Origin of the sequence: Saccharopolyspora spinosa NRRL 18395, from assembly GCF_000194155.1 — a bacterium.
Taxonomy (GTDB): domain Bacteria; phylum Actinomycetota; class Actinomycetes; order Mycobacteriales; family Pseudonocardiaceae; genus Saccharopolyspora; species Saccharopolyspora spinosa.
Genome location: NZ_GL877881.1, coordinates 249239 through 274156, shown reverse-complemented (window position 1 = coordinate 274156; position 24918 = coordinate 249239). Strand labels below are relative to the sequence as shown.

Annotated in this window: 19 protein-coding genes; 9 read left to right on the top strand and 10 right to left on the bottom strand. The window is 63.7% G+C overall.

Features of this window, described 5'->3' with window-relative positions:
- Positions 1-477: 477 nt before the first annotated feature.
- Both SSPN_RS0134555 and SSPN_RS0134545 read left to right on the top strand, forming a co-directional pair.
- On the top strand, positions 478-933 hold the full coding sequence (locus SSPN_RS0134555; protein WP_010314035.1) for an SsgA family sporulation/cell division regulator: 456 nt from the start codon (positions 478-480) through the stop codon (positions 931-933).
- 291 nt (positions 934-1224) lie between these two features.
- Positions 1225-1683: a DUF6314 family protein gene (locus SSPN_RS0134545; protein ID WP_044576587.1), complete on the top strand. Its 459-nt coding sequence runs from the start codon at positions 1225-1227 to the stop codon at positions 1681-1683.
- A gap of 2447 nt (positions 1684-4130) precedes the next feature.
- Here SSPN_RS0134545 and SSPN_RS63350 read toward each other — a convergent pair.
- On the bottom strand, positions 4131-4427 hold the full coding sequence (locus SSPN_RS63350) for an iron-containing alcohol dehydrogenase (protein ID WP_395475375.1): 297 nt from the start codon (positions 4425-4427) through the stop codon (positions 4131-4133).
- Between the two features lie 384 nt (positions 4428-4811).
- Entirely contained in the window at positions 4812-6290 is a 1479-nt protein-coding gene (locus tag SSPN_RS0134535; RefSeq protein ID WP_010314028.1) for a flavin-containing monooxygenase, read from the bottom strand.
- Between the two features lie 622 nt (positions 6291-6912).
- On the opposite strand from SSPN_RS0134535, the gene SSPN_RS55865 reads away from it, so the two are divergent.
- The 4 genes from SSPN_RS55865 to SSPN_RS47265 are packed head-to-tail and all read left to right on the top strand — an operon-like array spanning position 6913 to position 10940.
- A complete protein-coding gene (locus SSPN_RS55865; protein WP_010314026.1) occupies positions 6913-7455 on the top strand; it encodes a hypothetical protein in 543 nt (180 codons plus the stop codon).
- A 37-nt stretch (positions 7456-7492) separates the two neighbouring features.
- Complete coding sequence (locus tag SSPN_RS57240) at positions 7493-7948, top strand: hypothetical protein (RefSeq protein ID WP_237710901.1); 456 nt, start codon at positions 7493-7495, stop codon at positions 7946-7948.
- Positions 7941-9185: a cytochrome P450 gene (locus SSPN_RS0134515; protein ID WP_010314023.1), complete on the top strand. Its 1245-nt coding sequence runs from the start codon at positions 7941-7943 to the stop codon at positions 9183-9185. The genes SSPN_RS57240 and SSPN_RS0134515 overlap by 8 nt, the downstream gene beginning before the upstream one ends.
- 36 nt (positions 9186-9221) lie before the next feature.
- Positions 9222-10940, top strand: a complete 1719-nt coding sequence (locus SSPN_RS47265) for an amino acid adenylation domain-containing protein (RefSeq protein WP_010314019.1) — start codon at positions 9222-9224, stop codon at positions 10938-10940.
- Between the two features lie 350 nt (positions 10941-11290).
- On the opposite strand, the gene SSPN_RS0134505 is transcribed toward SSPN_RS47265, so the two are convergent.
- Positions 11291-12052, bottom strand: a complete 762-nt coding sequence (locus tag SSPN_RS0134505; RefSeq protein ID WP_272941790.1) for an adenylate kinase — start codon at positions 12050-12052, stop codon at positions 11291-11293.
- Between the two features lie 101 nt (positions 12053-12153).
- Here SSPN_RS0134505 and SSPN_RS60910 point away from each other — a divergent pair, with 101 nt between their 5' ends.
- A complete protein-coding gene (locus SSPN_RS60910; protein ID WP_237710900.1) occupies positions 12154-12540 on the top strand; it encodes an alpha-hydroxy-acid oxidizing protein in 387 nt (128 codons plus the stop codon).
- Positions 12541-12805: 265 nt separating this feature from the next.
- Here the strand turns inward: SSPN_RS60910 and SSPN_RS0134495 are convergent, their stop codons facing one another.
- Both SSPN_RS0134495 and SSPN_RS0134490 read right to left on the bottom strand, forming a co-directional pair.
- Entirely contained in the window at positions 12806-13732 is a 927-nt protein-coding gene (locus SSPN_RS0134495; RefSeq protein WP_044576403.1) for a DMT family transporter, read from the bottom strand.
- Positions 13733-13734: 2 nt separating this feature from the next.
- Positions 13735-15219 carry a class I adenylate-forming enzyme family protein gene (locus SSPN_RS0134490; RefSeq protein ID WP_010314012.1) on the bottom strand — a complete coding sequence of 495 codons (1485 nt, stop codon included), beginning with the start codon at positions 15217-15219 and terminating at the stop codon, positions 13735-13737.
- A 56-nt stretch (positions 15220-15275) separates the two neighbouring features.
- Here SSPN_RS0134490 and SSPN_RS0134485 point away from each other — a divergent pair, with 56 nt between their 5' ends.
- The gene (locus tag SSPN_RS0134485; RefSeq protein WP_010314010.1) at positions 15276-15599 is read left to right on the top strand and encodes a hypothetical protein; all 324 of its coding nucleotides are present in this window, start codon (positions 15276-15278) and stop codon (positions 15597-15599) included.
- Positions 15600-16456: 857 nt separating this feature from the next.
- Here the strand turns inward: SSPN_RS0134485 and SSPN_RS0134480 are convergent.
- The 4 genes from SSPN_RS0134480 to SSPN_RS0134465 all read right to left on the bottom strand — a co-directional run bounded on the left by SSPN_RS0134480 (position 16457) and on the right by SSPN_RS0134465 (position 22481).
- Positions 16457-17461, bottom strand: a complete 1005-nt coding sequence (locus tag SSPN_RS0134480) for a beta-ketoacyl-[acyl-carrier-protein] synthase family protein (protein WP_010314007.1) — start codon at positions 17459-17461, stop codon at positions 16457-16459.
- An 8-nt stretch (positions 17462-17469) separates the two neighbouring features.
- Positions 17470-18603 carry an alcohol dehydrogenase catalytic domain-containing protein gene (locus tag SSPN_RS0134475; RefSeq protein WP_237710899.1) on the bottom strand — a complete coding sequence of 378 codons (1134 nt, stop codon included), beginning with the start codon at positions 18601-18603 and terminating at the stop codon, positions 17470-17472.
- Positions 18566-20635, bottom strand: coding sequence for an acetolactate synthase large subunit (locus SSPN_RS47260; RefSeq protein WP_083822267.1), 2070 nt, complete (start codon positions 20633-20635; stop codon positions 18566-18568). Before SSPN_RS47260 ends, SSPN_RS0134475 begins: the two co-directional genes overlap by 38 nt.
- Positions 20636-21656: 1021 nt before the next feature.
- Positions 21657-22481, bottom strand: a complete 825-nt coding sequence (locus SSPN_RS0134465) for an HARBI1 family protein (protein ID WP_029535146.1) — start codon at positions 22479-22481, stop codon at positions 21657-21659.
- Positions 22482-23347: 866 nt separating this feature from the next.
- On the opposite strand from SSPN_RS0134465, the gene SSPN_RS63095 reads away from it, so the two are divergent.
- Positions 23348-23638, top strand: a complete 291-nt coding sequence (locus SSPN_RS63095) for a group II intron maturase-specific domain-containing protein (RefSeq protein WP_202798983.1) — start codon at positions 23348-23350, stop codon at positions 23636-23638.
- Between the two features lie 641 nt (positions 23639-24279).
- On the opposite strand, the gene SSPN_RS0134460 is transcribed toward SSPN_RS63095, so the two are convergent.
- Positions 24280-24897, bottom strand: a complete 618-nt coding sequence (locus SSPN_RS0134460) for a helix-turn-helix transcriptional regulator (protein WP_029536018.1) — start codon at positions 24895-24897, stop codon at positions 24280-24282.
- Positions 24898-24918: the final 21 nt, after the last annotated feature.

Here is a 24918-nt window from a genome sequence, read left to right as displayed (position 1 = left end):
TGGAGATCGGCGACATCGTCGTGTACTGGGATAGGCAGCGCAGTCGCGACACGGTAGCGGGAAAGCGATCGAAGACGTCCGGGTTGTAGGCACAGCTCTGAGCCTGGCAGAAGTCGTCGCGCCGCTGTTCGCTTCAGCTGTGCTGGGGGGCGGGAGTGAGCCATTGTGGGCCCATATCAGATAGCGGGAAGTGCTTCTCGTTGAACTCTGCGTTTTCAGCTGTCCAGAAGAGCTGGCGATGCTTCGGGGAATCGAGGATGTTCATCCGGGCATGCTCGCTGCCCGGGACTCCCCTGTGGGGCGCGAGTTTCGTCGTGACCGGAAGTCGCGAAAATATTGTTGTCCCGTTGGTTCGCCGGTCTTGATGAGCGCGGTGCCTGGTAGCGCGCGTGAATCTGACGATGCGGTGAAGCAGATGTGGTTACGGGGAACCATGCTGCGTTTGATGGGGGATTCGATGCTTCAGGAGTGCATCTGATGGTTAGAAACCATAGGCTGATCATCCGCTTCGCCACGGTCTTCGACCTGGCGACCCCACCAGTGGTGAGCCCGCCGATCCAACTTGAACTGCGGTACGAAACGCGCGATCCGTACGCGGTGGGCATGATCTTCAATCCCGGTCGGAACAGCCGGGCTCACTGCATGATCGCCCGCGACCTCCTCGCCGCCGGGCTGGTAAGCCGCAGCGGGGAAGGTAACGTGCGCATCAGCCCTCGACCTGACAACCCTGAGCTCGTGGTGATCGCGCTGACCGCCCCGTCGGGACAGGGCGTCTTCGAAACGAGGACTGATGTCCTGGCACGATTCTTGAACGACACCTATGCCATCATTGCATCCGGCGATGAACACCGGTGGCTGAGCGTCGATGATGCGTTGAGCAGAGTGCTCCTGAACGATCGGCGGAATGACCGAAGTCCCGCCGAGCACGATTGAGCCGTATTCCCCGATTGTCACCCAGGCCTCCGCATGGACTGGTCCGGGGACGGGATGCACCTTCGCGGCCACGCCACCGACATCGATCTTTGCCGCCTCGAAGTTTGATTGCATTTCTCCGGCGGCACGCTGTTTCCCCAGGTGGACTCGGCGTCGGCGAACACGGAACTGTGGCGGCACTCGAAGTCGTGTTTCTCCTGGTCAGCGCGCGTTGCCGCGATCACCTCGACCGCGTTCGGCGGATAGAGCTGCTCTCGGCGCCTGGTGCGGCAGAATGCACATGTGGACTCCGTGCGCACCGCAACCGACTTCCGGGTTACCGACCTCGTCGCTTACTTCGCCGGACGGTGGGAGCTGGACCGGAAGATCGTCGATTCCGCCGGTTCGGGTTTGGCGGTGTTCACCGGCATTGCGGGTTTCACCCTTGATGACGACGTGCTCGTTTACCAGGAGCGTGGAACGCTGGTCATGGGGGAGCACCGGGGACCGGCGACACGGGTCCTTCATTTCCGGGTGCGTGGCCCGGGGCTGGCCGACGTGCATTTCGACCACGGCGGCTTCTTCCACGATCTCGATCTGCGCCACGGCCGGTGGTCGGTACGCCATCCCTGCTGCGATGATCTTTACCTGGGCGAGTTCGTCATCCACGGCCCGGATGCCTGGTGGCAGGTGTGGACAGTCACCGGCCCGGCCAAGAGCTATACGTCCACCACGGCGTTCCGACGCATGTCGGTCGAGGACGAAGCCTGAGCTCGGTCGTTCACCGGTCGAGCTGTCAAGCATTTGCGAACGCGACTGCGTCAGCAAGCACCAAGGTGCGCAGGCGAGGTGCGGCCAGAAAGGGTGGCGATAGCTCTTCGGCTCGTTCGCTTGGGGCACGGTCGATGGCGTTGAATACGGCGTTCCTGCGAAATGGCCGTCTCCAGCACGTGTTTGGACCGCGCACGTTGTCGTTGGTTGCGACTCGTGGACCAGGGTGCGGAGGCGATGGCCGGGCAGCCCTCGTCGAACCATCGACGCACGACCCCGGAATCCTGCTCGCAGGCCCTGCGAATCGGCATCTGCGGCGACAGGCCCTAAGAACGCAGGTACTTGCCAACAGCGAGCAGGCAGGGCGTGTGCAAGGTTGATCTGAGGGTTGCGGCGGGTTTTGTCCAGGTGGGACGCGAGACGAGGGCGCGGTTTCCGGTGGGAGATCAATCGGGTTGTTCAAGCCGTGACGGTCTGTCCAGGAGCCGCGCTCTTGTGTTCTTGGCTTCCCTGGTTCGGGTTGTGCTTGACCGGCCCACCCTCACAGTCGAGTCCTTGCGGGGTCGTGTGACTCCCGGTGCGAAGACGTTCATCGAGTCCGCCTCGGCGGAGAGAAGCCGCAAGTTCCATTGAAATCGAACCTTCGATTTCAATGGAACTTGCGGACCGTCGGCGTGTCGCATCCCGACACGCCGATGCCTGTGGACAACCTCCGCAATTTCAATGGAAATCGTGGGCGGGTACGGACGTGCCAGGACCCGCAGCCTGGAAGGTCTTTGTTCTGGACGGAAACTTGCGAACCGGATATGGCGCTGGCGCCGACCGAACGGCACAGCCGCCGGTATCGAAACGGTCCACCACCTGGCCAACCTGTCCACCACCTGGGCAACCTGCCACCCACCTTCCCGCCCGAAACTACCTAAACCGGACAGGTCAACCTTGCACACGCCCTGAGCGAGCAGGCATCAACGATGCCGTGCCGCACCCGGATCGGCTCGGCCACGGCCTTGCTTGTCCACACCAGACCGGAAAGCCCGAACGCGGCCTGAGTCATCCCAGCATGAACCACTGCGACCACTCTGCGCTGCAAATCCTCTTGCGCCCAGCCGGCAACCTCCGCGCGTCCCGTACACCAGCGATCATGTCAGACCAAGGAAGATCACACCTTTGAGTTCCCGATCAGTAGGTGGTCTTCGGCGTGTGCTTCCGGGACGCTTCCACCTCCTAATTTGCCTCGACGCGTTATAGACCATGCCGTAGCCGGGTCAGTCAGTCGTAGCCACGGACAATGTGGCTCTCATCGAACATGGCGACGGCCGGAGTGACTGTTTGCTTGAGGCAGCCTGGCGAGGCTAGCTCGACCGGCTCGTGGTCGCTGTCCACGCGCTGCCGTGGCTCTGCTGTGAGAAGGGGAGCGGTAGAAAGATCCATTGTGGTGGCTCCTTTCAGTGCCGGGATGTATTCGCCGCCCGGGAAGCGCGAATGGGCGCGGTAGCACCTCGAGAAGGCGAATGGCCAGGTTTTCCACACCATCCGCCGCATTCGCGGATCTCCCCGACACGAACGGAAACGAATGTGGCATGGATCACATCGTAGGCGTATGTGATTGCCTTACGGCACGGTTCATGTACGTATGGCCCTCCGTTTGGGGTGAACAAGGGCATCGTCCGATGGTCAGTCCCGCCACTGATGCCCGGCAGCAGGCGACGGCCGGGAGTTCGCGGTGGGGGCTTCGTTGTCGCCCCGCCGCTTACGGCCGGCTGGGATCGCGCCTCCGGCACAATGCCGCCGCTGCCCCTTCGACGATGCGACTGTCACCGACGGCGACGCGGGCTGGTCGCTCGGGTGAGAAGCGCCCGATGAGAGCTACCTCGGTTTGCATCGATGTGTCGCCGTAGGACTGGGGCGGCTGGTTGCGCTACGGCGAGCAACACATCATCTTCTACGGCACCCGACCGCCACTTGACGCGCTTCCTCCCCACGGATAAATCCGGGGGCCTCCGCACTACGTCCCTCCACATGACGCAGGACCGCGAGGCGCCGCGCGCCTCGCGGTCCAACTGGGGTTCACTCACCCGGATCTCCCTATGATCATCAAACCCGGGTGTCAACCATCTCCGTCAGTCTTATATCGACAGCGGGCGAGGACCAGTCTTGGACACTCTCCAATCGACGCAGTCAGTCACCACGGCTGTGACCTCACGTCGTAAGGCACTCCAGAGATGCCCTCTCGGTTCGACGCAGTGGTCCTTCAGCAAGATCAATCGTCCAAGCTCGAGAGGGCATCTCACCTACTCACATCCGAACCACAACCCGGAAACTCCGGTAGATCGAGCCTTAGCGTGACGCGCCTGCCGTCGTTCGGACTTGTCCGTTCCGCGAGGAAGGAATGCTGTGATCCACTGGAGAGTTCTGCTGGTTACTGCAGTAGTAGAAGGCATCGAGCATCAGCTTCTGCATGTCTCGAGCACGGGAGCACGCGGGTTGGTCGGAGCACATTGGTCCTCATAGGCGTTCATCGCTTGCGTCGGCAAAGCGGCAAGGAAGGACGTTTCCTCGACGCCGATTTCGGCGAAGGAGGGCGGGATACCGACGGCGTCTCTGAGCCGCTCGATGGCAACCGCATACGATTCAAACCCTTGCTCCGGCGTTCGCGATGGCAGGCCGAGGACGCGGGCAATCCTCGCAGAAGGATGTGCGCACTGATAAGCGTCCACGCTACGGTTGGCCGGCCGCCGTGACATCGGCCAGCCTGCGGTCATACCGACTGTTCAACGTTGCCACGGCTGCCAAGGGGAACCGGGCTGGACCGGCACCACGTCCGCGCCTGGACCTTTCGGTGCCGCTGGATAACCGTCGTGCTGCTCGCACATTTGTGCCTGGCCGTCATCACCGCCACCGCAAGGGTCGGTTCCGCGGTGACAATCCCGTTGACCCTCAACGGAATCCGGCACCTTTCAGTGCGCTGATCATCGAACTGTCACGATCCACCGTCACCCATCTGCAGTGATCACACTGGCGACGGTGGCATCAGTACCGCGGCCCTGCCCGGCTCCACCAACTCAGCCGGTGCCACCTGCGTTCGCCGGTGCGCCCATCAACTGCGGTGCTTCGATGCAACGCCGAGGTTAGGAGCTCTTACTCGACGCGTGGACGCGTCCGCGTCGCTCGGCGGCGAGTCCTGCGTAGTGCTCGGCGTTTACTGGAAGCAGCAGGTCGGCGAGGAAGTTGCTGGCCCTGCGCGTGGGCAGACCCATGTCGTCGAGGAGCTCATCCGCGGAGTGCAGGGTGTAGGGGCCGAACTCGTATCCACCGCTGCCCGGGAAGACCCGGTCCTGCCACACTAGTCTGTTCTCCACTTCCTTGACCATTTCTTCGTGCTTGGGTGCATGCCGGAGCGTCTGCAGGAAGTAGCTGGAGAGCCAGTGGGAGCACAGCTCCATCCCCAGCGGGAACTGGAACAGGTGGCGGAATCCGATGAGCCCCAAGCGCTTGGTTTCCGGCGGGACGATGCCCTTGTAGAGGCGAAGGTGTCCAGTCTGGTCATTCACGCGGATGGCCGGTTCCAGGAACGGGAACTTCCTCTGCTGCCCGGTGGCGAACACGATGATGTCTGCGGGTGCTTCTGCGCCGCTGGTGAGGCGAAGTCCGTGTTTCGTGTAGGAGTCGACGGCGTCGATCAGGACGCGGATGTTGCCTTGGCGGACATGGCGGACATATCCACGGGGTATGGACCCGAAGCGAACCAGCCCGTGGGGCAGTGGCGTCGTTGGCTGGTGCAGGGCCAGTTTCGACAGCCCGCTCGTGGCGAGGGTGTCACGCATGATGAGGCGCCACGCCGTTTTCTTGATCGATGCGGGGATGCGGTCGATGCGGCGCACGTAGGCCGGATCATGGTAGGTCGGCAGCAGCGCCTCGGACAGGCGGGAGAAGAGCAGCCACTTGGAGCGCACCGTCCCGAAGAGCAGGCGTTCGGGAAACATCCAGTTCGCATGCCGCTGGACGAGCGTCACCGTGGAACCGTTGGAGGCGGCACGGGTGGCGACTTCCAATGCGGACTTGCCGCCGCCGACCACGGTGACACGTTGTCCGGTGATCTGCTCGTCGCGCAGGTCCTTGCAGTGCGTCACTTCGCCTGTGAAGCGTTCCCGACCGGGGATGTCGGGCAGGTAAGGCACGTGGTGGGCGCCGCTGGCGACTACGACGTAGTCGAACGTCTCGGTGCGGCCGGCCGGGCCCGTGGCGGCGGATCGGACGTGGACATCCCATCCGTTGGATCCAGGCATGCCGTCGGTAGCCACGGGACGGACGGACACGACCTCCGTGTCCGGGTGGATAAACTCCAGCACCCCAAATTTCTTGGCGTATTGCTGCAGATATTCCTGGACACCTGCCGCGCGCGGCATGTACCGGGGGTTGGGCAGATCTGAGAACTCGTAAAGGCGGTCGGGTGACTGGTTGCGAAGGCCGTCGTAGAACCCTTGTGGCGACCAGATTCCACCGACCTGGTCATACTTGTCGAAGACGGTCACGTCGAACCCGTCTTCCTTCATCACTTTCGCGGCTGCGACGCCTGCCAGGCCGGCTCCGATCACGCAAAGCTTCACGTTTCTGCTCCTCACGGCGCGGGAAAATGCATGTTAAGGGAGTGTCTTGCTTGGCTGGTTTTCTGGTAGCAGGTGCGACTCGCCCTCGCAACTCTTAGAGCAGGAACTGGTTTCCGTGGCAAAGACGTGCGCAAGCTGAGACTTGGTAATCACCAGACTTCCTCAGGACCATGATCGTAGGGCAGTGCTCACGTGTCTGCCAGCTCAGTGGAGCGCTGTAACAGAGCCCTGGGCAACGTGTCGGCCTGCAGAGTTGCCCTTTTGTGCAACGTGTGGTGCACATATGCGCAACGCGGGGTTCATGTGCCCGCCGCCTGGGATCTATGATTACGGCGACGGCTGGCGGTAGGTAGGGTTTCCACTTGTCCTCGTACATCAACTAGTGTCCATCGAATCCAACTTGGCTTCGCGCTGGCCATATTTATCTCACGCTTCCCATTCGTGCGCGCATCATCCGTATCCGGGAAATTGGGCGGCGTCGTGTCTGCGAGCAACCTTGAGGGAAGAGCCCTTGAGGGAAGAGCCGCTGTCATTATCAGCAATAGCCGTGAGATCGGAGCTGCTGTGGCCACGCGCTTCGCGGAGGCGGGGGCGTGGGATGTCATGCGAGAAATGGAACACCATGCCTGATGAACAGAAAGCCGACAGCTTCCTACGCCTACTCGATCCCAATCATCTCCCGGTGGAGCGCGAATCGCTGGCCAGGGCGGCGATCCGGTTGGTGGGTGACCACAGGGACGACCAGGTGTTGCGGGTGACCGAGCCGGAGCGCCACCGAGCCAGACGAGTTCTCACAGACGAACTTCTCGGCCATGAGCCGATCCCTCCGGCCCGGAGCGGACGGCGCGCGTTGGACCAGGACGAGCACGATCGTCATTTCGGTGTGGTCCGCGTCCACGGCGACTCCGGAGCGATCTTTCTCACCAGCCTGCTGGTCAGCTACCTCGACATGCTGGACGACGTCGAGCGAGGCGGCACCACCCTGGGGCAGGCTCAGTGGACGGACTTGCTGCGGGTGCCCACGTTGGTCTTCGACTTCGCGCTGCGCCGTCAGGCATCTGCATTCCCTGGCAGCGACTTCCGGGCCCCGCCTCTTCTTCACGCTGATCCAGACCACGACGCAGGCGGTGACCAGTTTGTCCCAGGCCGTCCGAGCGGGCGATGAGGCAGCTGAGGCAGACGTGCGGGGGTGCGTCGATTTCGTGCGTCTGACCACGCTCGGCTCCACCGCCGCGCTGCGACTGACCGCCGACTTCAGCCCTGTCGACTACGAACAGCGGGTTCGGCCGACGATGCTGCCTCCTCATGTGCGACCGGGTTTCAGCGGCCTCCAGACCAGGGACCACCGCCACTTGCTGAACGCCATGAGGAAGCTCCGCGAGGACATGGCGACGGTGGCCGAGTTGGGAGAACCGCACGCGGAGCTCATCGCGGCGATTCGGTCGCTCCACGATGCGCACGCGTACGTGTGCACGCGGTTCGGCGGTGACACCGCCCCCAGTCTTCGGATGGCGGCGCTGGGACAGCAGGACGGAAAAGGGGTCGAGGTCGTGCGGGGCTTGGCGAGGCACCGCGAGTCGCTGCTCGAGCCGTCGCGTGCGAATGCCCACGATCAGCCGCGCGCGTACCAACGATCCGACGAGGATGGCCATGAGTGACAAGCCGCAACTGCCCGCGTACATAGTGCGCGATCTCCAGACCTTCTCGGTTCCCCCGGAGGTCGCTGCGGCACGCGACAGGGGAGAGCTGCCGAGAACCACGATTGCCATGCCCGCCCTGGCCAATCCGTTTCCCGGCGGCGTGATCGAGGCGTGGCTCGTGACCCGTCACGAGGACGTGCGAGCAGTGCTGGCCGACCACCGGCGCTTCAGCAACGACATCAAGAATCTAAGGCACAACCCCGGCACGCCCCGCACGAGTCCCCTCGACAGCGCGCCCGAGCGCAAGGCGAACCTGCAGCGCATGGACCCGCCGGAGCACACCGCGTTCCGGCAGATGCTCATGCCTGCCTTCACCACCAACCGAACGCGCCAGCGGGAAGCAAATGTTTCCGCTGTCGTGGCAGACTGCCTCGACGCGGTGCGCGCGCAGGGGCCGAACGTCGACCTGATCGAGCACTTCGCGCTACCGGTTCCGTCACTGGTCATCTGCGAACTGCTGGGAGTTCCATACGACGACCACATCCAATTCCAGCAACGTGCGAGGCAGCAGACGGACGTCACGCGCTCCGACGAGGAGCGCTTGGAAATCAGGCGGGCCAGCCATTCCTACCTCAAGTCACTCGTCGAACGCGCGCGGGAACGGCCGGGCGACGACCTGCTGGGCACCCTGGTCCGCGATCACGGCGACAAGCTCGACAACGAGGAACTCACCTCGATCGGCGAGCTGATTCTCCTCGCGGGCCACCAGAGCACGGCGGGCATGCTCGGACTCTGCATCCTCACGCTCTTGCTGCATCCCGACCAGGCGCAGTGGCTGCGCGAAAACCCGGATCGAGTCGAGTCCGCCGTCGAGGAACTGCTGCGCTACCTGACGGCGATCTCAGCGGGCCCCGCTCGGATCGCCACCGAGGACGTCGAGATCCGGGGCACCCGAATCAGCGCGGGCGAACTCGTGCTGCTCTCCGAACTCGCCGCCAACCGAGATCCCGCCTTCGTCACGAACCCTGACGAGCTGGACCTGAGTCGCCCGCCCAGCTCACACGTCGCCCTGGGTCACGGCGCGCATCTCTGTCTGGGGGCCGCGCTCGCGCGGCTTCAGCTGCGCATCGCGCTGACGGCGTTGTTCGAGGCGTTCCCGACGCTCGAACTCGCTGTCCCGGCTGACCAACTCCGGTTCCACGAGGACTTCATCGTCTTCGGTGTCAAGGAACTCCCCGTGACCTGGCGCGCCTGACCGGACGGCGACCGCGAAAACTGAGGAGCGCTCACCATGCCGAATCCCTTCGCCGACGAGGCGGGACCGTTCGACGTCTTGGTCAACCTCGAGGGCCAGCACTCGCTGTGGCCCTCGACGCTGCCCGCTCCGGCAGGCTGGGAGAGGACGCTGCGCGAGTCGGATCGTGCGACCTGCCTGACGCACATCCGCACTGCCTGGCCCGACATCAGGCCCCAGAGCCTGGTCTCCGCGCTCGCCGAGGGCGTGATCGCCTCTGGTGAATCCGTGCCGGAGATGTTCGCGGCACAGGTCGCCTTGCACCGGGACGACACGGCGGTCGTTGGTGAGCACGGCCACCTCACCTACGGCGAGCTCGACCAGCGGTCCGAACGGCTGGCTCTCGCCCTCCTCGCACGGGGACTCGGCCCCGAGGCTCGGGTCGCGGTGCTGATGGACCGCTCGGTGGATCTCGTCGTGGCGTTGCTGGCCATTCTCAGGGCGGGCGCGGTCTACGTCCCGCTCCCGTTGGACGTGAACCCGCACCGTGGCAAGACCCTCGTGGCGCAGGTCCGTCCTTCCATGCTGCTGGTGGATGAGCAGACCGCGCTCCATCCGCTGTTGTCCACCCCGGAGGGGACCGAGGTGCCGGTGCTGCGTGTCGACCAGCCGGTTGACACGGTAAGCGGGGCTCTGCCCGTGATCCACCCGGAACAGCTGGCTTACATCACTCACACCTCGGGTTCCACCGGTACGCCGAAGGGGGTGGCGATCACCCATCGCACCGTCACCGCCTTCGCGACCGACCAGTGCTGGCGCGAGATCAACCAGGGAGCAGTGCTCTTCTCCTCCCCGCCGATCTTCGACGGAACCACCTACGGCATCTGGGTTCCGCTGCTCGGCGGCGGCCGCGTGGTCGTGGCCCCGCCCGGCAACGTCAGCCCCTCTGACATGGCCGAGTACATCAAGCGGAGCGGCGCGACCTCGGCCCTTTTGATCCCCTACCGGCTGAACTCGGTGGTCGACCACGCCTTGGATTTCCTAGGCGGTCTCGAACTGCTCTGGACCGGTGGTGACGTCGTGGCGGGAACAACGATCGAGCGGTTGTTGAACCGCTTCCCTGATCTCCGCTTCGCCAATGGATGGGGCCTCACCGAGACTACCGTCATCTCGACGTGGCACCTGATCACAGCGCCGTACCAGGCGGAGAGCAGCGTTCCCGTGGGCCGGGCCATGAACCAGTGCCAGGTTTACGTGCTCGACGACGACCTGCGCCCGGTGCCCCCTGGGGCCACCGGCGAGGCCTACGTCGCGGGCACCGGCCCCGCCCGGGGCTACGACGGTAGGCCAGACCTGACGGCTGAGCGTTTCCTCGCCGATCCCTACGGTTCCCCGGGTAGCCGGATGTACCGCACCGGCGACTACATGCGCACTTTGGACAACGGTGTGCTCGATTTCGTGGGGCGTGCCGACCGCATGGTCAAGGTCCGGGGAAACCGGGTCGAGCCGGAGGAGGTCGAAGCTAACCTGGCGCGCAACCCGTTGATCCGCCAGGTCACCGTGCTCGCACCGCATGACGAGCAAGGACAGCGGTATCTACTGGCGTTCGTGGAGCCCGTCGCCGGCAGCCGACTGTCGGAGTCGGACCTGCGGGCGACCGCAGAGGGGTCGCTGCCAGAGTGGATGGTTCCCGCGAGGTTCGTGCTCCGGGACACGCTTCCCGTCACGGCCACGGGCAAGGTGGATCGCAAGGCGCTGCTCGCCTCGCTCGGCTGAGGACGCTGACGGGAAGGCCCCCAGCCAGCCGACGTCGGGCTGTGGCCGACGAACCCATCCGGCTCGACAGCGACACCGAGCACGGTGCCCACCAGAGAGGTCAAGCACGGCATCGTCGAGTGTTACGCGCTGCACATGATCGGGCGGCGGGCTGGTGACGGTTCGAGACCTACAGCGATCAGGGCTACAACGGCAAAAGCCTGCTACGGCTACCGCGCGGTTGAGTCCGGCTCGACAAGTTGGCTGGCGATGAGGTGTCCGGTGCCAGCGCGACACTGCGTATCGAACTGGAAGTTCGGGGGTGTGGGGCATGTGTCGGCGGTGGCTTCAGTCGCGTTGCAGATGTGCGATCAGGATCGTCCACTATGGTCTGTTGTGCCCACAGCGCTGATCGCTCGCTCGCCGACTTCCGCGACGGGCCCGCGTGCGTCGATTCGCACCAGCAGACCTCGTTCTCGGAAAAAGTCGAGGAGTGGGCGGGTTTCCTGCTCGTAGAGGTCCAAGCGGCGGCGGATCGCCTCCTCGCGGTCGTCGTCGCGCTGGGCCAACGCGCCGCCGCACGCATCGCACGAGCCTTCCGCGCGGGGCGGATCGAACTCGACGTGCCAACTGCGACCGCATTCCCGGCACGTTCGCCGACCCGCGAGGCGACGCACGATTTCGTCCTCTTCGACATGCATTTCCAGGACCGCGTCGATGCCGGTTCCCGATTGCCGGAGGAGCTGTTGCAGGAACACGGCCTGCTCAACGGTGCGGGGGAAGCCGTCGAGCAGGAAGCCACCGGCGGCGTCGCCTTCCGCGAGTCGGTTGCGCACCGTCGCCAGCGTGATCTCGTTGGGGACCAGCTCGCCCCGGACCATGAAGGTTTGAGCCCGCTCGCCGAGAACGGTCCGGCCACCGACGTGGCGGCGGAAGAGGTCTCCGGTGGAGATGTGGGCAACGCCGAGGTGGGTTGCCAGGGTGTGCGTCTGGGTTCCCTTGCCCGCCCCGGGAGGTCCGATGAGGATCACGCGCCGGGGGACGTCCTGATTCGCCTCCGCGGTCGTGCGGCTGGTTTCGGTCCACGGCATCTTCGTCTCGCCCTCCACAACGTCCGGCAACAGTGGCCGCATCGTCATGCTGTTGCCGTTGCAGTCGCGTTGCCGCAGGAGGGCCGGGTATCAAAACTCTTCGGCCAGGACACGTTGCATTCGCGCGGTCACCACGTGTCGGCGTGGGTCGTGGCGCGAGGACGTCGTGGAGGCCAACCCCGAAGACCTTCTTCCAGATCTACTGGGCTGGAGATCGTGACCGGATCCTCGCGCGCATGGAGCGCGCCAGGTACGCCGGTGCGAAGGGCTTGATCGTCACTCTGGACTGGTCCTTCGCCACCGCCAGGGACTGGGGCAGCCCGCCGATCCCGGAGAAGATGGACCTGCGGACCAACCTCGAGGTCGTGCTACGCACGCTTGTCGACGCCGGGCGCCTGGTGGCCGACGAGCTGACCCCATTCCTGCCCGGTGCCGCCCAGCGCGTCGCCGCGCAGCTCGGCGACGGCGGCGACGAACTTGACAAGCCCACCCCACTGTTCCCGCGTATCGAGCTTCCGGCGGAGGAGTAACCAGATCGGGAGCGATGAAAGCGCCCCGCGCCGGACCCTGGAATCCGACGGGTCGGGCGCGGGGCGCTTTCATCCACGCGGCGGCGTGGGCAGGCAGGTGCGTACTTCCAGTGGAGTGGAAACGTCGGTGACGCCGATACCAGTCGGTGGTGCGGTGTTCACGGGACTGGTCCTCGTCTGGCAAAGGCCTTCCGAGTAGTCGGAAACGACTGCGGAACAAGTACATCGCGCCAACCTCCATTGTGGGCACTGGGCGCTTCGCCGGTCAATCGTGCGCCTCGGCGGCCGGCGCTGAATCGGCGCGTTTCCACTTGGCCCGGGACACCGCAACGCCGAGCAGCGCTAGGCCACCGCCGGCCAACGCGATCGGGGTGGGTACCTCACCCAGCAGGAGCCACGACAGGAACACGACCAATACCGGAACCGCGTATGTCGTTGCTCCCAGGCGGCCTGCCGGTGTCCGCACCAGCGCATACGCCCACGTGTAGAAGGCCAGCGCGGTCGGCAACAAGCCCAGGTAGACCATCGCGAGCGAAGCACCGAGGGGCGCGGCGGCCAGGTCGTTGACGAGCTGCCCAGCGAACGGCAAACACGCCAAAGTACCGACCACGCAGCCGAACGTCGTCACCTGCAGCGCAGAAGCGCGCCTGAGAGCGGTCTTCTGCGCCGTAACTCCGACCGCGTATCCGGTGGCGGCAGCCAGACACAGCAGCACACCCAGCACAGTGGTGTGACCGTCGCCTGTGGACAGACCGACCAACACGGCACCTGCGAACGCGATGGTAATGCCGATCAGCAGCCGGGGAGGAAAGCCTTCCTTGAGCAGCCATCCGCTCAATAGCGCCAACAGCAGCGGGCCCGTGCCCACGACCAGCGCTGCCGTCCCAGCGTCGGCATGCTGCTCACCCCAGTTGAGCGTCACCGTGTACAGCCCGAACCAGAAGACACCCACGCCGATGATGCCTGGCCACGACGACAGCGGCGGCAACCCTTCGCCACGCAGTACCAGGATCGCACTGAGGCCCACCGATCCGGCCATCAGCCGGCCTAATGCCAGCGCACCAGGTGAGAAGTAGGCGCCAGCGTATCTGATTCCCACGAACGCCGAAGCCCAGAGCAGCATCGTGATCGCTACCGCAAGGGTTGTTTTTATGCCGTCTTTCTTCCCTGGCTCCGCCGCCGCATGCGCCATTATCATGTACCTTCCGGTTCTGAATTCGCCGCCAAGACGCGCAATTGTCGGCGCAGTAGTTTGCCGGTCGGATTGCGGGGAAGCGCAGGGACGAAGACGACGTCCTCCGGCACCTTGTACCAGGTGAGTGCCTGCTTTGCCGCTACGATGAGTTCTGCGCGGACGGTGTCGGGTTCCGCGTCACCCGTCAGCACGACGAACGCGCGTAGTGCCGAGACACCCGTTGCATTCCGAGCCGAGCAGACCGCTGCTTCATGGACCGCCGGATGAGTCATGAGCAGGTCTTCGACCTCGGTCGGGTGCACGTTGGCGCCTGCGACGATCTCGATGTCGTCGGCGCGACCATGAATGCGGAAGAACCCGTCTTCGTCGACCGTCGCTACATCACCGGTGCGGTACCAGGAATCTCCAGTCCGCTGCGGCTGATCGCTGCCGCGCGGCACACCAAGCCCGATGGTTGGTCCGGCGACCTCGAGAAACCCCTCGACGTCTGGCGGGACCACCTCCCCGAGTTCGTTCACGATTTGCAACCGGTACGGCTCCACCACTCGCCCGACGGTGAACTCGCGGTAGTCCGTCGTGCTGTTCGCCAAAACCGCATGCCCGATCTCGGTGCTGCCGAAAACGTTGAGCAGCCGTTCGCCGAGCACCTCTCGCAGTCGGCGCTCCAACGCGTTCGGCAGCACCTCGCCGCCGCAGACCGCCAGCCGCAAGCTGGCGAGCAGCGAGTGATCGGGATGACCGAGCAGCCTGGCGTAGAAACTGGGTTGGCCGTAGAACACGGTCACGCCGTGCTCCCGGATCAGGGATAGCGCTATTTCTTCTGTCGCACGTTCCGGACTGAGCACGGTAGTACCGCCACGGAAAAGCGGAAGGAAGATCGAATTGCCCAAGCCGTACGAGAAGTACAGCCGGGACACCGAAAAGCAGACGTCGGCTGGTGTGACGTCGATGATCGAACCGATGCCCTGATCGTAAATCGACGGGTCGCCGTGGCTGTGGAAGCACAATTTGGGGTCGCTGGTGGTACCAGAGGTGAACAGCCCGAGTGCTGGCGTATCCGAAGGGAATTCGGCGTACGGCGGCAGGGGGCGGTCCGTTTGCAGGTGGCCCGGGGATATCAACGGATCTGGGAAGTATTGGGCGAGCTCGGGTCCACAAACGACAGCGTCGGGCTCGGCGATCTCGGCGGCGCGGCGCAACTCATCGGGGTGCAGGTCCGAGTTGACAGGTATGGCAACGATGCCGGTGCGCAGGGCGCCGAGTAATGCACAGACGAGGTCGATGCTGTCGGGCAAGGCGAGCAGCACCCGGTTTCCCACGCCGAGACCACAGTCATTGAACCCAGCTGCGGCGCGCCCGGCGCCCGCATAGATATCCCGGTACTGGTAGGTCTTCTCATCCACGATATAGGCGGGCCGGTCCAGCCAACTGTTCGCCCTTGCGAGCCATTCCAGTTGCTCGACGAGGTTTCCGTTGGAAGACATGGACTGATTACCGTCTGCGACGTATCGGGTGTGTCTCATGAACGAGTGGCCTTCCTTTGGCAGATTCCTTCAATTTCGACGAGAAGATCTGGTCGGCACGCGGCTACGTTGAGATAAGCGATGTTCGTGTGCGGCGCGAACACTTCGTCACATGTTGCGCGTACGACCGGAAGATCCTCGGCATCGCTGACCTAGACTTTGATGAAGTCGAGATCCTCGATCTGGTAACTGTCGTCAATCCCGTGGTGCCAGAGATTGCCACGGCTGATGACCGCCTCGATGTTTCCGGTGGTCAGTTCGATCTGGCCGTCGATTTTCTCGCGATGCGCTGTCTCGTCACCAATGATGCTCGCAGTCCCGGAGACCTAGGCCACGGTTGAGGCGTGTTCGTCGGCCCGCTTGCGGTAGGTAGTAGCTCGGGCAAAGCTCGGCGCCTTCGGCCCGTACTGGTGGCGATTTCTGTGCGCTGGCGTCCGGAGAGGGTTCTCGAAGAAGGTGCCGTCATCGCGGGACGACTCGCGGTCAAATCTCCTCCACCTATCGATGGGTTGGCTGAATGTTCGCAGGAAGGCTGGCGCGGGATTGTGCGGGTGGCCGTTTTCTGCGCAAACGCCCTGTGTGCGGTTGATTCGGAAATTATCCGAAGAATATCGTCGAACGTTGTTGTAGCGATGTGGGCCGCTTTCCAGGCAGTTCGCTGCATGAGGTGCTTGGTTGGATCGCAAGGGAATCGGACCGGGGCGCGGCTCTCACGTCGGAGCGTTTCTGGCTGCCGGATGGACCGGCTCTGGGGCTCCATGTCCGGATGGCCGGGCCGATTCGGTGATCATCACGAACCGTGAGTGTGGGGCCTCGTTACCCGCGAGCGCCAGCTTCTTTCACTCGCAATGCCCGAAAGGGTTGGGAAACGCTACCCGAAAATGCAAGTCTTTCCGCCGTGGATTCTTCGGGGCGGACCGTTGTGTGTGAGATGCCCGTTACAGCGCTCGTTGTCAGGTTCCGCGATCGGCGGGCAGGGGGTCGATCACGTCGGCATCGCATCAGTGGCTTCCGCGGTCGCCGTGACCACTACGGAGCCCCGAGACGGACACCGACCGCCGCAGCCACCCGGAACGAAACGCAGCGACCAGCGCCTGCATCTTGCAGCGCTGGTCGCTGCGAAACCCGAAAGGTTTCGCCATCGAATCACAGATTCGAACCAAAATATCTGGTCGATGTTGCCGGACGTGGCAGCAGCTCAGTTGCGCAGCAGCAATGCGGTCACGTGTAGGCCGCATGCGACTGCCACGATCAGCGTGTACTCGGTGGTGATCTCGTCGAGGTAGTACGCAAGATTGACCGGGTAGGTGGCCAGGGTCATGTTGCCGTGCTCGGCGAGGGTGTCCAGGTATTCCCGGGGTTTGATGCGCTCGTTCCAGTGGTCCATCAGGATCCGGGAACCCTGGTGGGTCAGCAGGGTTACCTGGTTCGGGTCCACGTCATTGCGTTTGAGCAGGTCCAGTGCCACTACCGGGACGGCGTCCTTGATCAGCCCGCCGAGGTCCTCGATCCCGGTCTGCGTCATGTCGTAGGTCGGGGTCGGCAGTCCGGTGACCGGATCGGTGGGGAGCAGCGTGAGTCCGTTGAGGTGCAACGTTCTCATGGTCATGGTCAGGCCGTGGTATTGGCTGCTTGCGGTCCGCGTCAAGTGGTCAACGACCACGAATCGATCGGACGGACCGACCACCGCCGCACCGGCCGCGTCGCCGATGCTGACCGCGTGGCCTTTGGTGTAGTCCATGTGCCCGGTCCAGTTGGCGCCGCAGGCGACCAGCGAGTTGCGGGTCCGGCCGGCTTCGACTGCCTCGGCTGCGTGCACGACGCCGAGCAGGAAGTTGCTGTACTCGCTGTTGATCGGCACGACCATGACTTCAGGGGGAAGCCCAAGCAGGTGGTGCACGTGGTACAGGCTGTTGGGAGTGAGGTATTCCGGCACGGTGATGTAGCCGTACAACCGGTCGATGTCGACGGGCTCGAGCCCTGCTTTGCCCAGCGCGACATCAGCGGCCTTGACGACATGGTCTTCGATGCGTTCGCCCTTGGCGAGCACTCGGCGGCGATCGAGGCCGCGGAAGACGGCCGCCTCGATCACGCCCTGCGCATTGCGGTTCTGATTCAGCGAAGCATATGCCGGGTCGTCGTTGCGTCGGACCCCGTTCGGGACCGAATAGCCAGCGCCGAGAATGCCTGCAGTCTGTGTCATGTCGTCCCTCAGTACGTGATGAGCGGCTTGATAATTCCGTCAGCGCGTGAAGCGAGAAGGTCGAAGGCTTTCGCCGCGTCCGCGAAGCCGAAGCGGTGCGTAGTCATCGGTGTGGGATCGATGCGCTTGTTGACCATGAGCCGGAACAACCGCTGAAGGCGCTCGGAACCGCCGGGGCAGAGCATCGCCCGGATTGTCTTGCCACCCATGCCGAAGCCGAAGGACACCAGCGGAATCGGCAGCGGCCCGGTGGCCTGCCAGCCGTGGTAGCCGGCGTTGACCACGGTGCCGCCGGCTTTCGTTGCGCGAACGGCCTGTTCGAAGGTCTCGTGGGTGCCGAGTGCCTCGATGGCGCAATCGACCCCGTGCTGGCCAACGACGTCCCGGATCTTGTTGATCGCATCCTCGTGGCGTGGGTTGATGACCAGATCACTGCCGAACTGCGCGGACAGCCGGGCGTTGAGTGGGCGAGTCGCAGTGGTTATGACTGTGCCAGCGCCGAGTAAGCGGGCTCCTGCCGTGACGGAGAGACCGACCGAGCCCTGAGCGAACACCGCAACTGTCCCGCCAAGAGGAATGTCAGCCTGTTCGGCCGCAGCGAGCCCCGTGCTCATTGAGTCGGTCGCGTACAACGCCTGCTCGTCGGTCAGCTCGCCGGGGATCCTGGCGACGTTGAAATCGGCGTCCGGCACGACGAAATATTCAGCCAGGCTTCCGTCCTGTTGCGTGGTGAACTTGTAGCCACCAACCCCACCACCGCACTGCTGTGGTGCCCCGCTCTGGCAGAAATCGCAGCACCCACACGGCGTGACTGAGGTAACCGCCACCCGTTCGCCTTCGCGTACTCGTGTCACCGCGTCGCCAACGCGGCTCACGATCCCGACACTCTCGTGTCCGAGGATCCGGCCCACCGGCACGGCCATTGCGCCGCTTAGATTGTGTACATCGCTCGCGCACATCATCGACGCGGTGGTTCGCACTACCACCTCGCGCGGGCCTGGGCGCGGTACCGGCCGTTCTGCCAACGCGACCTCGTTGTGCGCCACGAGCGTGAGCGCTTTCATGGTTGCGCGCCGCTGACGTGGCAAGCTCGTAGTTTCTTGGCTACCCGATTGCGTTGTGGCCGAGCCGCTCGTACTCATGACTTTCCTCCCGTGCTTTAGCATTGCATTCGAGAACATCTGCCAGGTCCCGGAGGCTGTCCACCAAGGTTCCGCCACGATCCCCGGAGGGTTCCAAGAACAGATCCAAATATTGCCGTCCGCCGTGGCTTTCCAGCGACATCCGGTCTATGGTGAGGCCGCAGCGGCGCACTGTGGCCGTAATGCGCGGTACCACGTAAGGCGTGTCCCGTGCAACCACGAAAACTGCACGGGGCGAGGCTCCGACCAACTCGTGACTCGAGTTTCTCGTGATGACTTCCTCGCGGACGATGCTCGCATCCCAGCGTGGTGACATACCCCGGGCGATGGCAATGTCATCGTTGCTGGCACCTGGCCCGACCATCGGCCACACCAACTCGTTGGCGGGCACCTGGAAATCGATGACGGCGGGAATGTCGGTGATTTCCTGAGCGCCCCGAACCACCTCGTCGATTTCATCGACCGTCGTGCATCGCAGGCCGACGCAGCCGTATGCTTCGGCGAGCCGCACGAAATCCGGCGCTGCCCCAACGGCGTTCAACTCAGAGTGCGAGTACCGCTCGTCGTAGAAAAGGTTCTGCCATTGCCGGACCATGCCATAACTACCGTTGTTGATCACAGCTATCTTGATTGGGATTCGTTCGGCTACGCACGTGGCTAGCTCCTGATGCGTCATCTGGAAGCAGCCGTCGCCGTCGATCGCCCAGACCTCGCGTTCCGGCAACGCCAATTTCGCACCCATTGCGGCCGGCACCGCCACTCCCATCGTGCCAAGCCCGCCGGAGGTGATCAGCGAGCGCGGACGCTCGAAGCCGATGCACTGGGCAGTCCACATCTGGTGCTGGCCAACCCCGGTCACGTAGACCGCGTCCGGCGCGGCCAGTTCGCTCAGCCTGCGTAGCACGCCTGGGGCAGACAGCCCGTCCGCGGGCTGTTCGTAGGCTGGGCGATAGGTCTTCTGATATCCCTGCAAGATCCTCGTCCAGGCCGTGAAGTCGTGGCGAACGGCTGCTGCGGCGCTTAGCCTGTGGAGTTCGCCGAGGACCTGTTTGCAATCGCCGACTAGGGGCACGTCGGCGTGCCGGATCCGGGAAACCTCGGTGGCGTCGATGTCGATGTGGACGACCTTCGCTCCGGGAGCGAACGTGGACAGTTGTCCGGTCACTCGGTCGTCGAAGCGAACCCCGACCGCGATGAGCAAGTCAGCCTGCTGCAGAGCGCCGACGGCCGCCACTGATCCGTGCATACCCGGCATGCCCATGTGCAATGGATGGCTGTCCGGGAAAACGCCGAGCCCCATAAGCGTGGTCACCACAGGTACCCCGGCATGCTCTGCGAAGCGCAACAACTCCGGGGCAGCTTCCCCGAGAATGGCACCGCCGCCGACGTATAGCACCGGCCGCGCTGCCGAACTCAACAGCTTTAGGGCGCTACGCAGCAACCCCTCGTCACACATGGTCGGCGCCTGAGGCGTAGGCGCTCGTGGTTTGGTGAAGGGAGTGTCGGCGAGCAAGGCATCCTTGCACACGTCGACAACCACCGGCCCAGGTCTGCCAGTCCTGGCAATTCGAAAAGCGTCGGCGATCGCGGCGGGTATTTGTTCGGCGTTGGTGACCGCGAATCCGTGTTTGGTAATGGGAAGAGTGATCCCTAGGACGTCAATCTCCTGGAAAGCGTCTGTTCCGATCGCAGTGCTGGGGACCTGACCGGTGATCGCCACAAGCGGGATCGAGTCTCGGTGCGCGTCGGCCAGCGGGGTGACGAGATTGGTCGCGCCGGGTCCGCTAGTAACCAGACAAACCCCAACATTCCCGGTCGCCTGGGCGTATCCCCTTGCCGCGTGTCCGGCGCATTGCTCGTGCCGTACCAATACGTGCCGCAGCCGCTTCGAATCGATCAGTGCATCATATGCTGGCAGGATCGCACCCCCCGGCAAACCAAAGATCACCTCCGCCCCGACTAGTTCCAGGCTTTGGACCAGTGCTTGAGCGCCGGATATCTGTTCGGTATGCCTTGGCGACGGGATGGTCATCGAGAAAGCCTCCTAAGGAAGACCCATTAATGCACTCGGCACCGGCGTACCCCCACACGAGAACCGACGCCAAGGATTATCCGCCGACGACATGACAGATGCCGCTCCGTGCAAGTATCCTTAGCGGAAATGAGCGTCATTGGTCGCCGTCTTACGTGCAATAAACGGGATCGCAAGGAAACCCTGCAGGGAAGTCAGAGGATTGGTCCAGGCGCTCCCTGTCTCCACCTCCAGGAATGTTCTCCGTTTTCGGTGTGCGGAAATCGGTCTACCCCAGGTGTGCGCTTGGGGCATTGATTCTGCCGCCAACCGGGCCAAATGTCGTTGGTCGCGATTACGAGGCGAATTCTGACGCTCGTTTCGTCAGAGACGATACGGTTTGGTTGGGACTGTGCCCTAATGGCCACTAATGCTTGGCCATTCGGACAGTTCAGTCGCACGGGATCGTCAAAGCCGGTTTGGACTGGTAACCACCGCTAAGGTGGCACGATTTTACTGCGATTGGCGGCGACCCGTTACGGAATTCGGGTGAACTGGGTGATGTCGGCCAGCTCTGGCAGGCCGAGTGCGGGATTGCGCAAAGTGGACATGGCCTGTGCGCCAGTTCCGGAGTAGGCGTTCTGGTCGTCCTTGCGGTGGACGGTGTCGCGAAACCCAAGGCGATTGGTTCTCGATTTCCCTTGGATTGGGCGCGGCGTTCGGGGCGGGTTTGGTTGCCGGTCAGGTTGCTTACGCCGTGCGCACTTCCTTGCTGATCCGGCTACCGAGGTGGTCGAAGGTGTCGCGTGATGGGTATCCCGGTGGATGTCCACCCCGCCGACCGTGCAGGCAGCGGTCCTGTGATTCCCTGACTCTGAGCTCGTAGCCAGCAGCCTCAAGATCAGGCAAATACGACGCCTCGTCGTCGGGGTCGTCGATGCCGACCACTGACCGGTGTTGATCTTGTGGGTATTTCCCGTAACCACACGCTCTCCGTATGACCAGTGAGCCTTTCCGGGTAACGGTTGGTCGCTGTGGGTGATCATGTTGTGCGGTCGTGTTCGGTGTGAAGGATGACGAGGGCGGCTTTGACGATGGTGCCGATTTTCCGGGGGCACAGGCTTATGTTGCGGAGTGCTTTGAAGGTCGTTTTGAGCACGGAGTTTCCGCGTTCCCCGATGGCTCGTTTGCCGTTGTGGGTCTTGTTGTGGGCTTTCTGGTCGTCGGTGAGTTCGCCGCCTTTCGGTTTCTTGAAGGCGACGGTGATGGTGCCGGATTCGCCTTCGTAGCCTAAATCGCCCAGGACGGGCAGGTCATCGCTGGTCCAGGCGGTGAGGGCGGGCATGATTTCGGGGTGGGCGCGGAGCGCGGTGGTGTCGTGCTCGCGGCCCGGGCGCACCTGGGAGGTCCATAGCGGCCAGCCGTCGGGGGCGGTGATGACCTGGATGTTGCCTCCGTGGTTGGAGTGTTTTCCCGACCACCACAGGTCCACGCCACGAGTGGGGCCGGGTGTACGGACCCGATCGGTTTCGATCAGGGTGCCATCGATGGAGATGTGGCCGTGGCCTGCGATTTTCGCTGCCAGCAGTGCTGATTCCAGTGCTGGAGCCTGGGCGGCGAGCACTGCGAATCCCTCATGGAGATAGGTGTATGCGGTGGAGGAGCTGATCGTGTGATCGACGGCCAGCTGTTTCACGCGAGTGCCGTCGAGAAACCAGCGCAGCACCAGGATCGCCTGCTTGTATGTGCTCAGCGATCTCCGGTGCTTGCGGGTGCCGCACCGCAGGCGTTGGGTGTGCAGCAAGCTCGACAGGTACAGCACGGTCAGGTCGCGTACCGGCAACGTCGCGGTGTATGTCACACTCATCAGGCGCGGAACTCCTATGAAGTTGATCTGTGGTAGGACCAAATTCATACCCGGGGTTCCGCGCTTTAACTTTGCATCACAACAACTTCGGCGTGTCACCGCCACACGCACCAGCCGCAGCCACGACGACTACCCAGAGCCACAGATGCTTACCCGGAAAGGGTCAGTGTGTGGACAGTGTCTGCACTGGTCGTGACCTGCCTGAACAGGTCTACCGGTGACGGCGGTGGGGTCGCCTAAGCAGCTGGCACATGATAGACCGATCAAGGTGCGTAGCCGCGGCACTAGATGCGCCCACAGTGCCATGCGGCACAACCAAGTCCTGCGAGCATGCTTGACAGTCATGCCGTCGAAGTTCGCAGCGAATGTCCTAACTAGACAGTATGTATCCGCGCAGAAGAACCTGTGCACCTGATAACCGTCAGCACTACCGGTTGGCCGGCCGCCGAGACATCGGCCAGCCTGTGATCATACCGACTGTTAAACGTCGCTCTGGCTGCCAAGGGGCAAACCGGGCTGGGCCAGTACCACGCCCGCGTCTGGGCCTCTCGGTACCGGTGGATAACCGCCGTGCTGCTCGCGCATTTGTTCCTGCGTCGACGTTCAAATTCACGAGCGGCAAAGTCCGTCCTAGCCGGGGCGGAACCGTCATCACGTACGGATCCTCGGCCCACGCATGGGCGTTGACTCCGGCGATCTAACGAAAAGTCTTAGCTGAAACGGATCCGCGAAATCCTGTGATGCACCGGCGTCACGGGATTTCGCCCATGCACGGTAGGAAGCGAGGGGACCACGGGCATCGTGCCCTGCAGCGGAGTGCTTCGGTCGGCCAGCGGCCGTCGATATGGGAGCCGTGATCGAGCACGATCAACCAGATCCTGCGGGGCTGGACGCCCTACTTCCGGCACGCCCTCTGCAAATACCTCAACCGGAAGCGCCATTTCGTGGACTGGCGCATCATCCGCTGGTTGCGCGGACGGCACCGCTGGAGGTGGAAGACGTTCCGCCGCAAGTTCACCACCCCCACCGGGAGGTGGCTGGCCGATCTCGGCGGACGGGGTCGAGGTGTTCAACCCGGCATTGGTGGCGGTCACCCGTTATCGATACCGGGGCAACAAGCTCCCCAAGCGTTCAGCGGCGGACGCCGGGTTCGGTGAGCGGCCCGCAGAAACGGTCCGGCACGGCTCGACGGCCCCGGACATAGACGGGGTGGCGTAGACGCGCTTGGGGACGCGGGAGATGGCTTCCCAGTACTTGCGGGAGGCATACCGAACGCGGGGTGCGTTTGCGGCGCAAGTCGAGGTGTATTCGCCAACTGCCGCGATACGTGGGCATGGGCCATCTCTGTTTCTGATCACGGCGAGGCCAGCGAAACAGCCGACTCAACCACTGATTGACCCACGCGATCAATCGCGTTCATGCGGCGTTGCTCAGAAGCTTCGAGCGTGCACCAACGGGCACGCAACTGCGACACAGTCCGCTGTCGAGGTCACCAGGACCAACACCCCAGGTCCGTGACCTCATAGCGGCCAAGCCGACGGACATCACGATCGAGAAGGCCGGCCGCCCACCCCACTCGGCCGCCGTCGCTGAACCTCGTGGACGCATCACGGCCCGCTGGAAGAACAGTGCATGGAGGCACGCATCGGTACGAAGCCCTCGGCATCGAATCCATGACGAGCATCGATGCATTTCGTCGTGCTGCGGCTTTGCGACGCGTACGAGCTTCGCCGACTGCTGCGGTGGAGCACCGCGAACCCTCCCGCTGCCCGCAGCCGGATACGCGCCGACCTGCCTGTCAGATCGCTCCAGCTCGCATCGCATAAGCCACCGCGTGTGGCCGGTTGCGCAGGTTGAGTCGGCTCGTCACCCCGTAGATGACGTTCTTGACGGTTCGTTCCGAGTAGCACAGCTTCTGCGCGATCTCCGCAGTGTCCATGCCGTCGGCCATCAGCCGTAGCACGTCAACTTCCCGGTTGGTCAACCCGGAAGCGTTCAAACCCCGGGGCGTCAGCACTTCGCGCTGCAAGTGGTCGACCTGCTTGAGCAACTCACCAAGCAGGTCCGGGGGCATCGTCCCGGCGCCCTTGGCCGCAGCGACCACGCTGTTGGTCAGCCTCGAACCGGTCGCGGAGGTTCGAGGCAGCACGGCCACGACGCGGGATTCGACCGCGCTGAGTACATCGGCCGGGTTGAACTCGTTGGTCACCAGCACTCTGGGCGCCGACACCTGTTGTGCTGACAGTCTCAGCTCGGCCAGGACCTTGGCGTTGACGCGGTCCGCAGCGAATACGATCACGTCGGCTTCAGCCGGGTTCGGCGCCACGAACAACTCCTCCCGTGACTTAAGGCAACTCGCCAGACCGGCTACGGTGATCGGGTCTTCGGCCAGAACAGCCACTCGAACTCGGTCCATTGGGATCTCCCACACACTCCG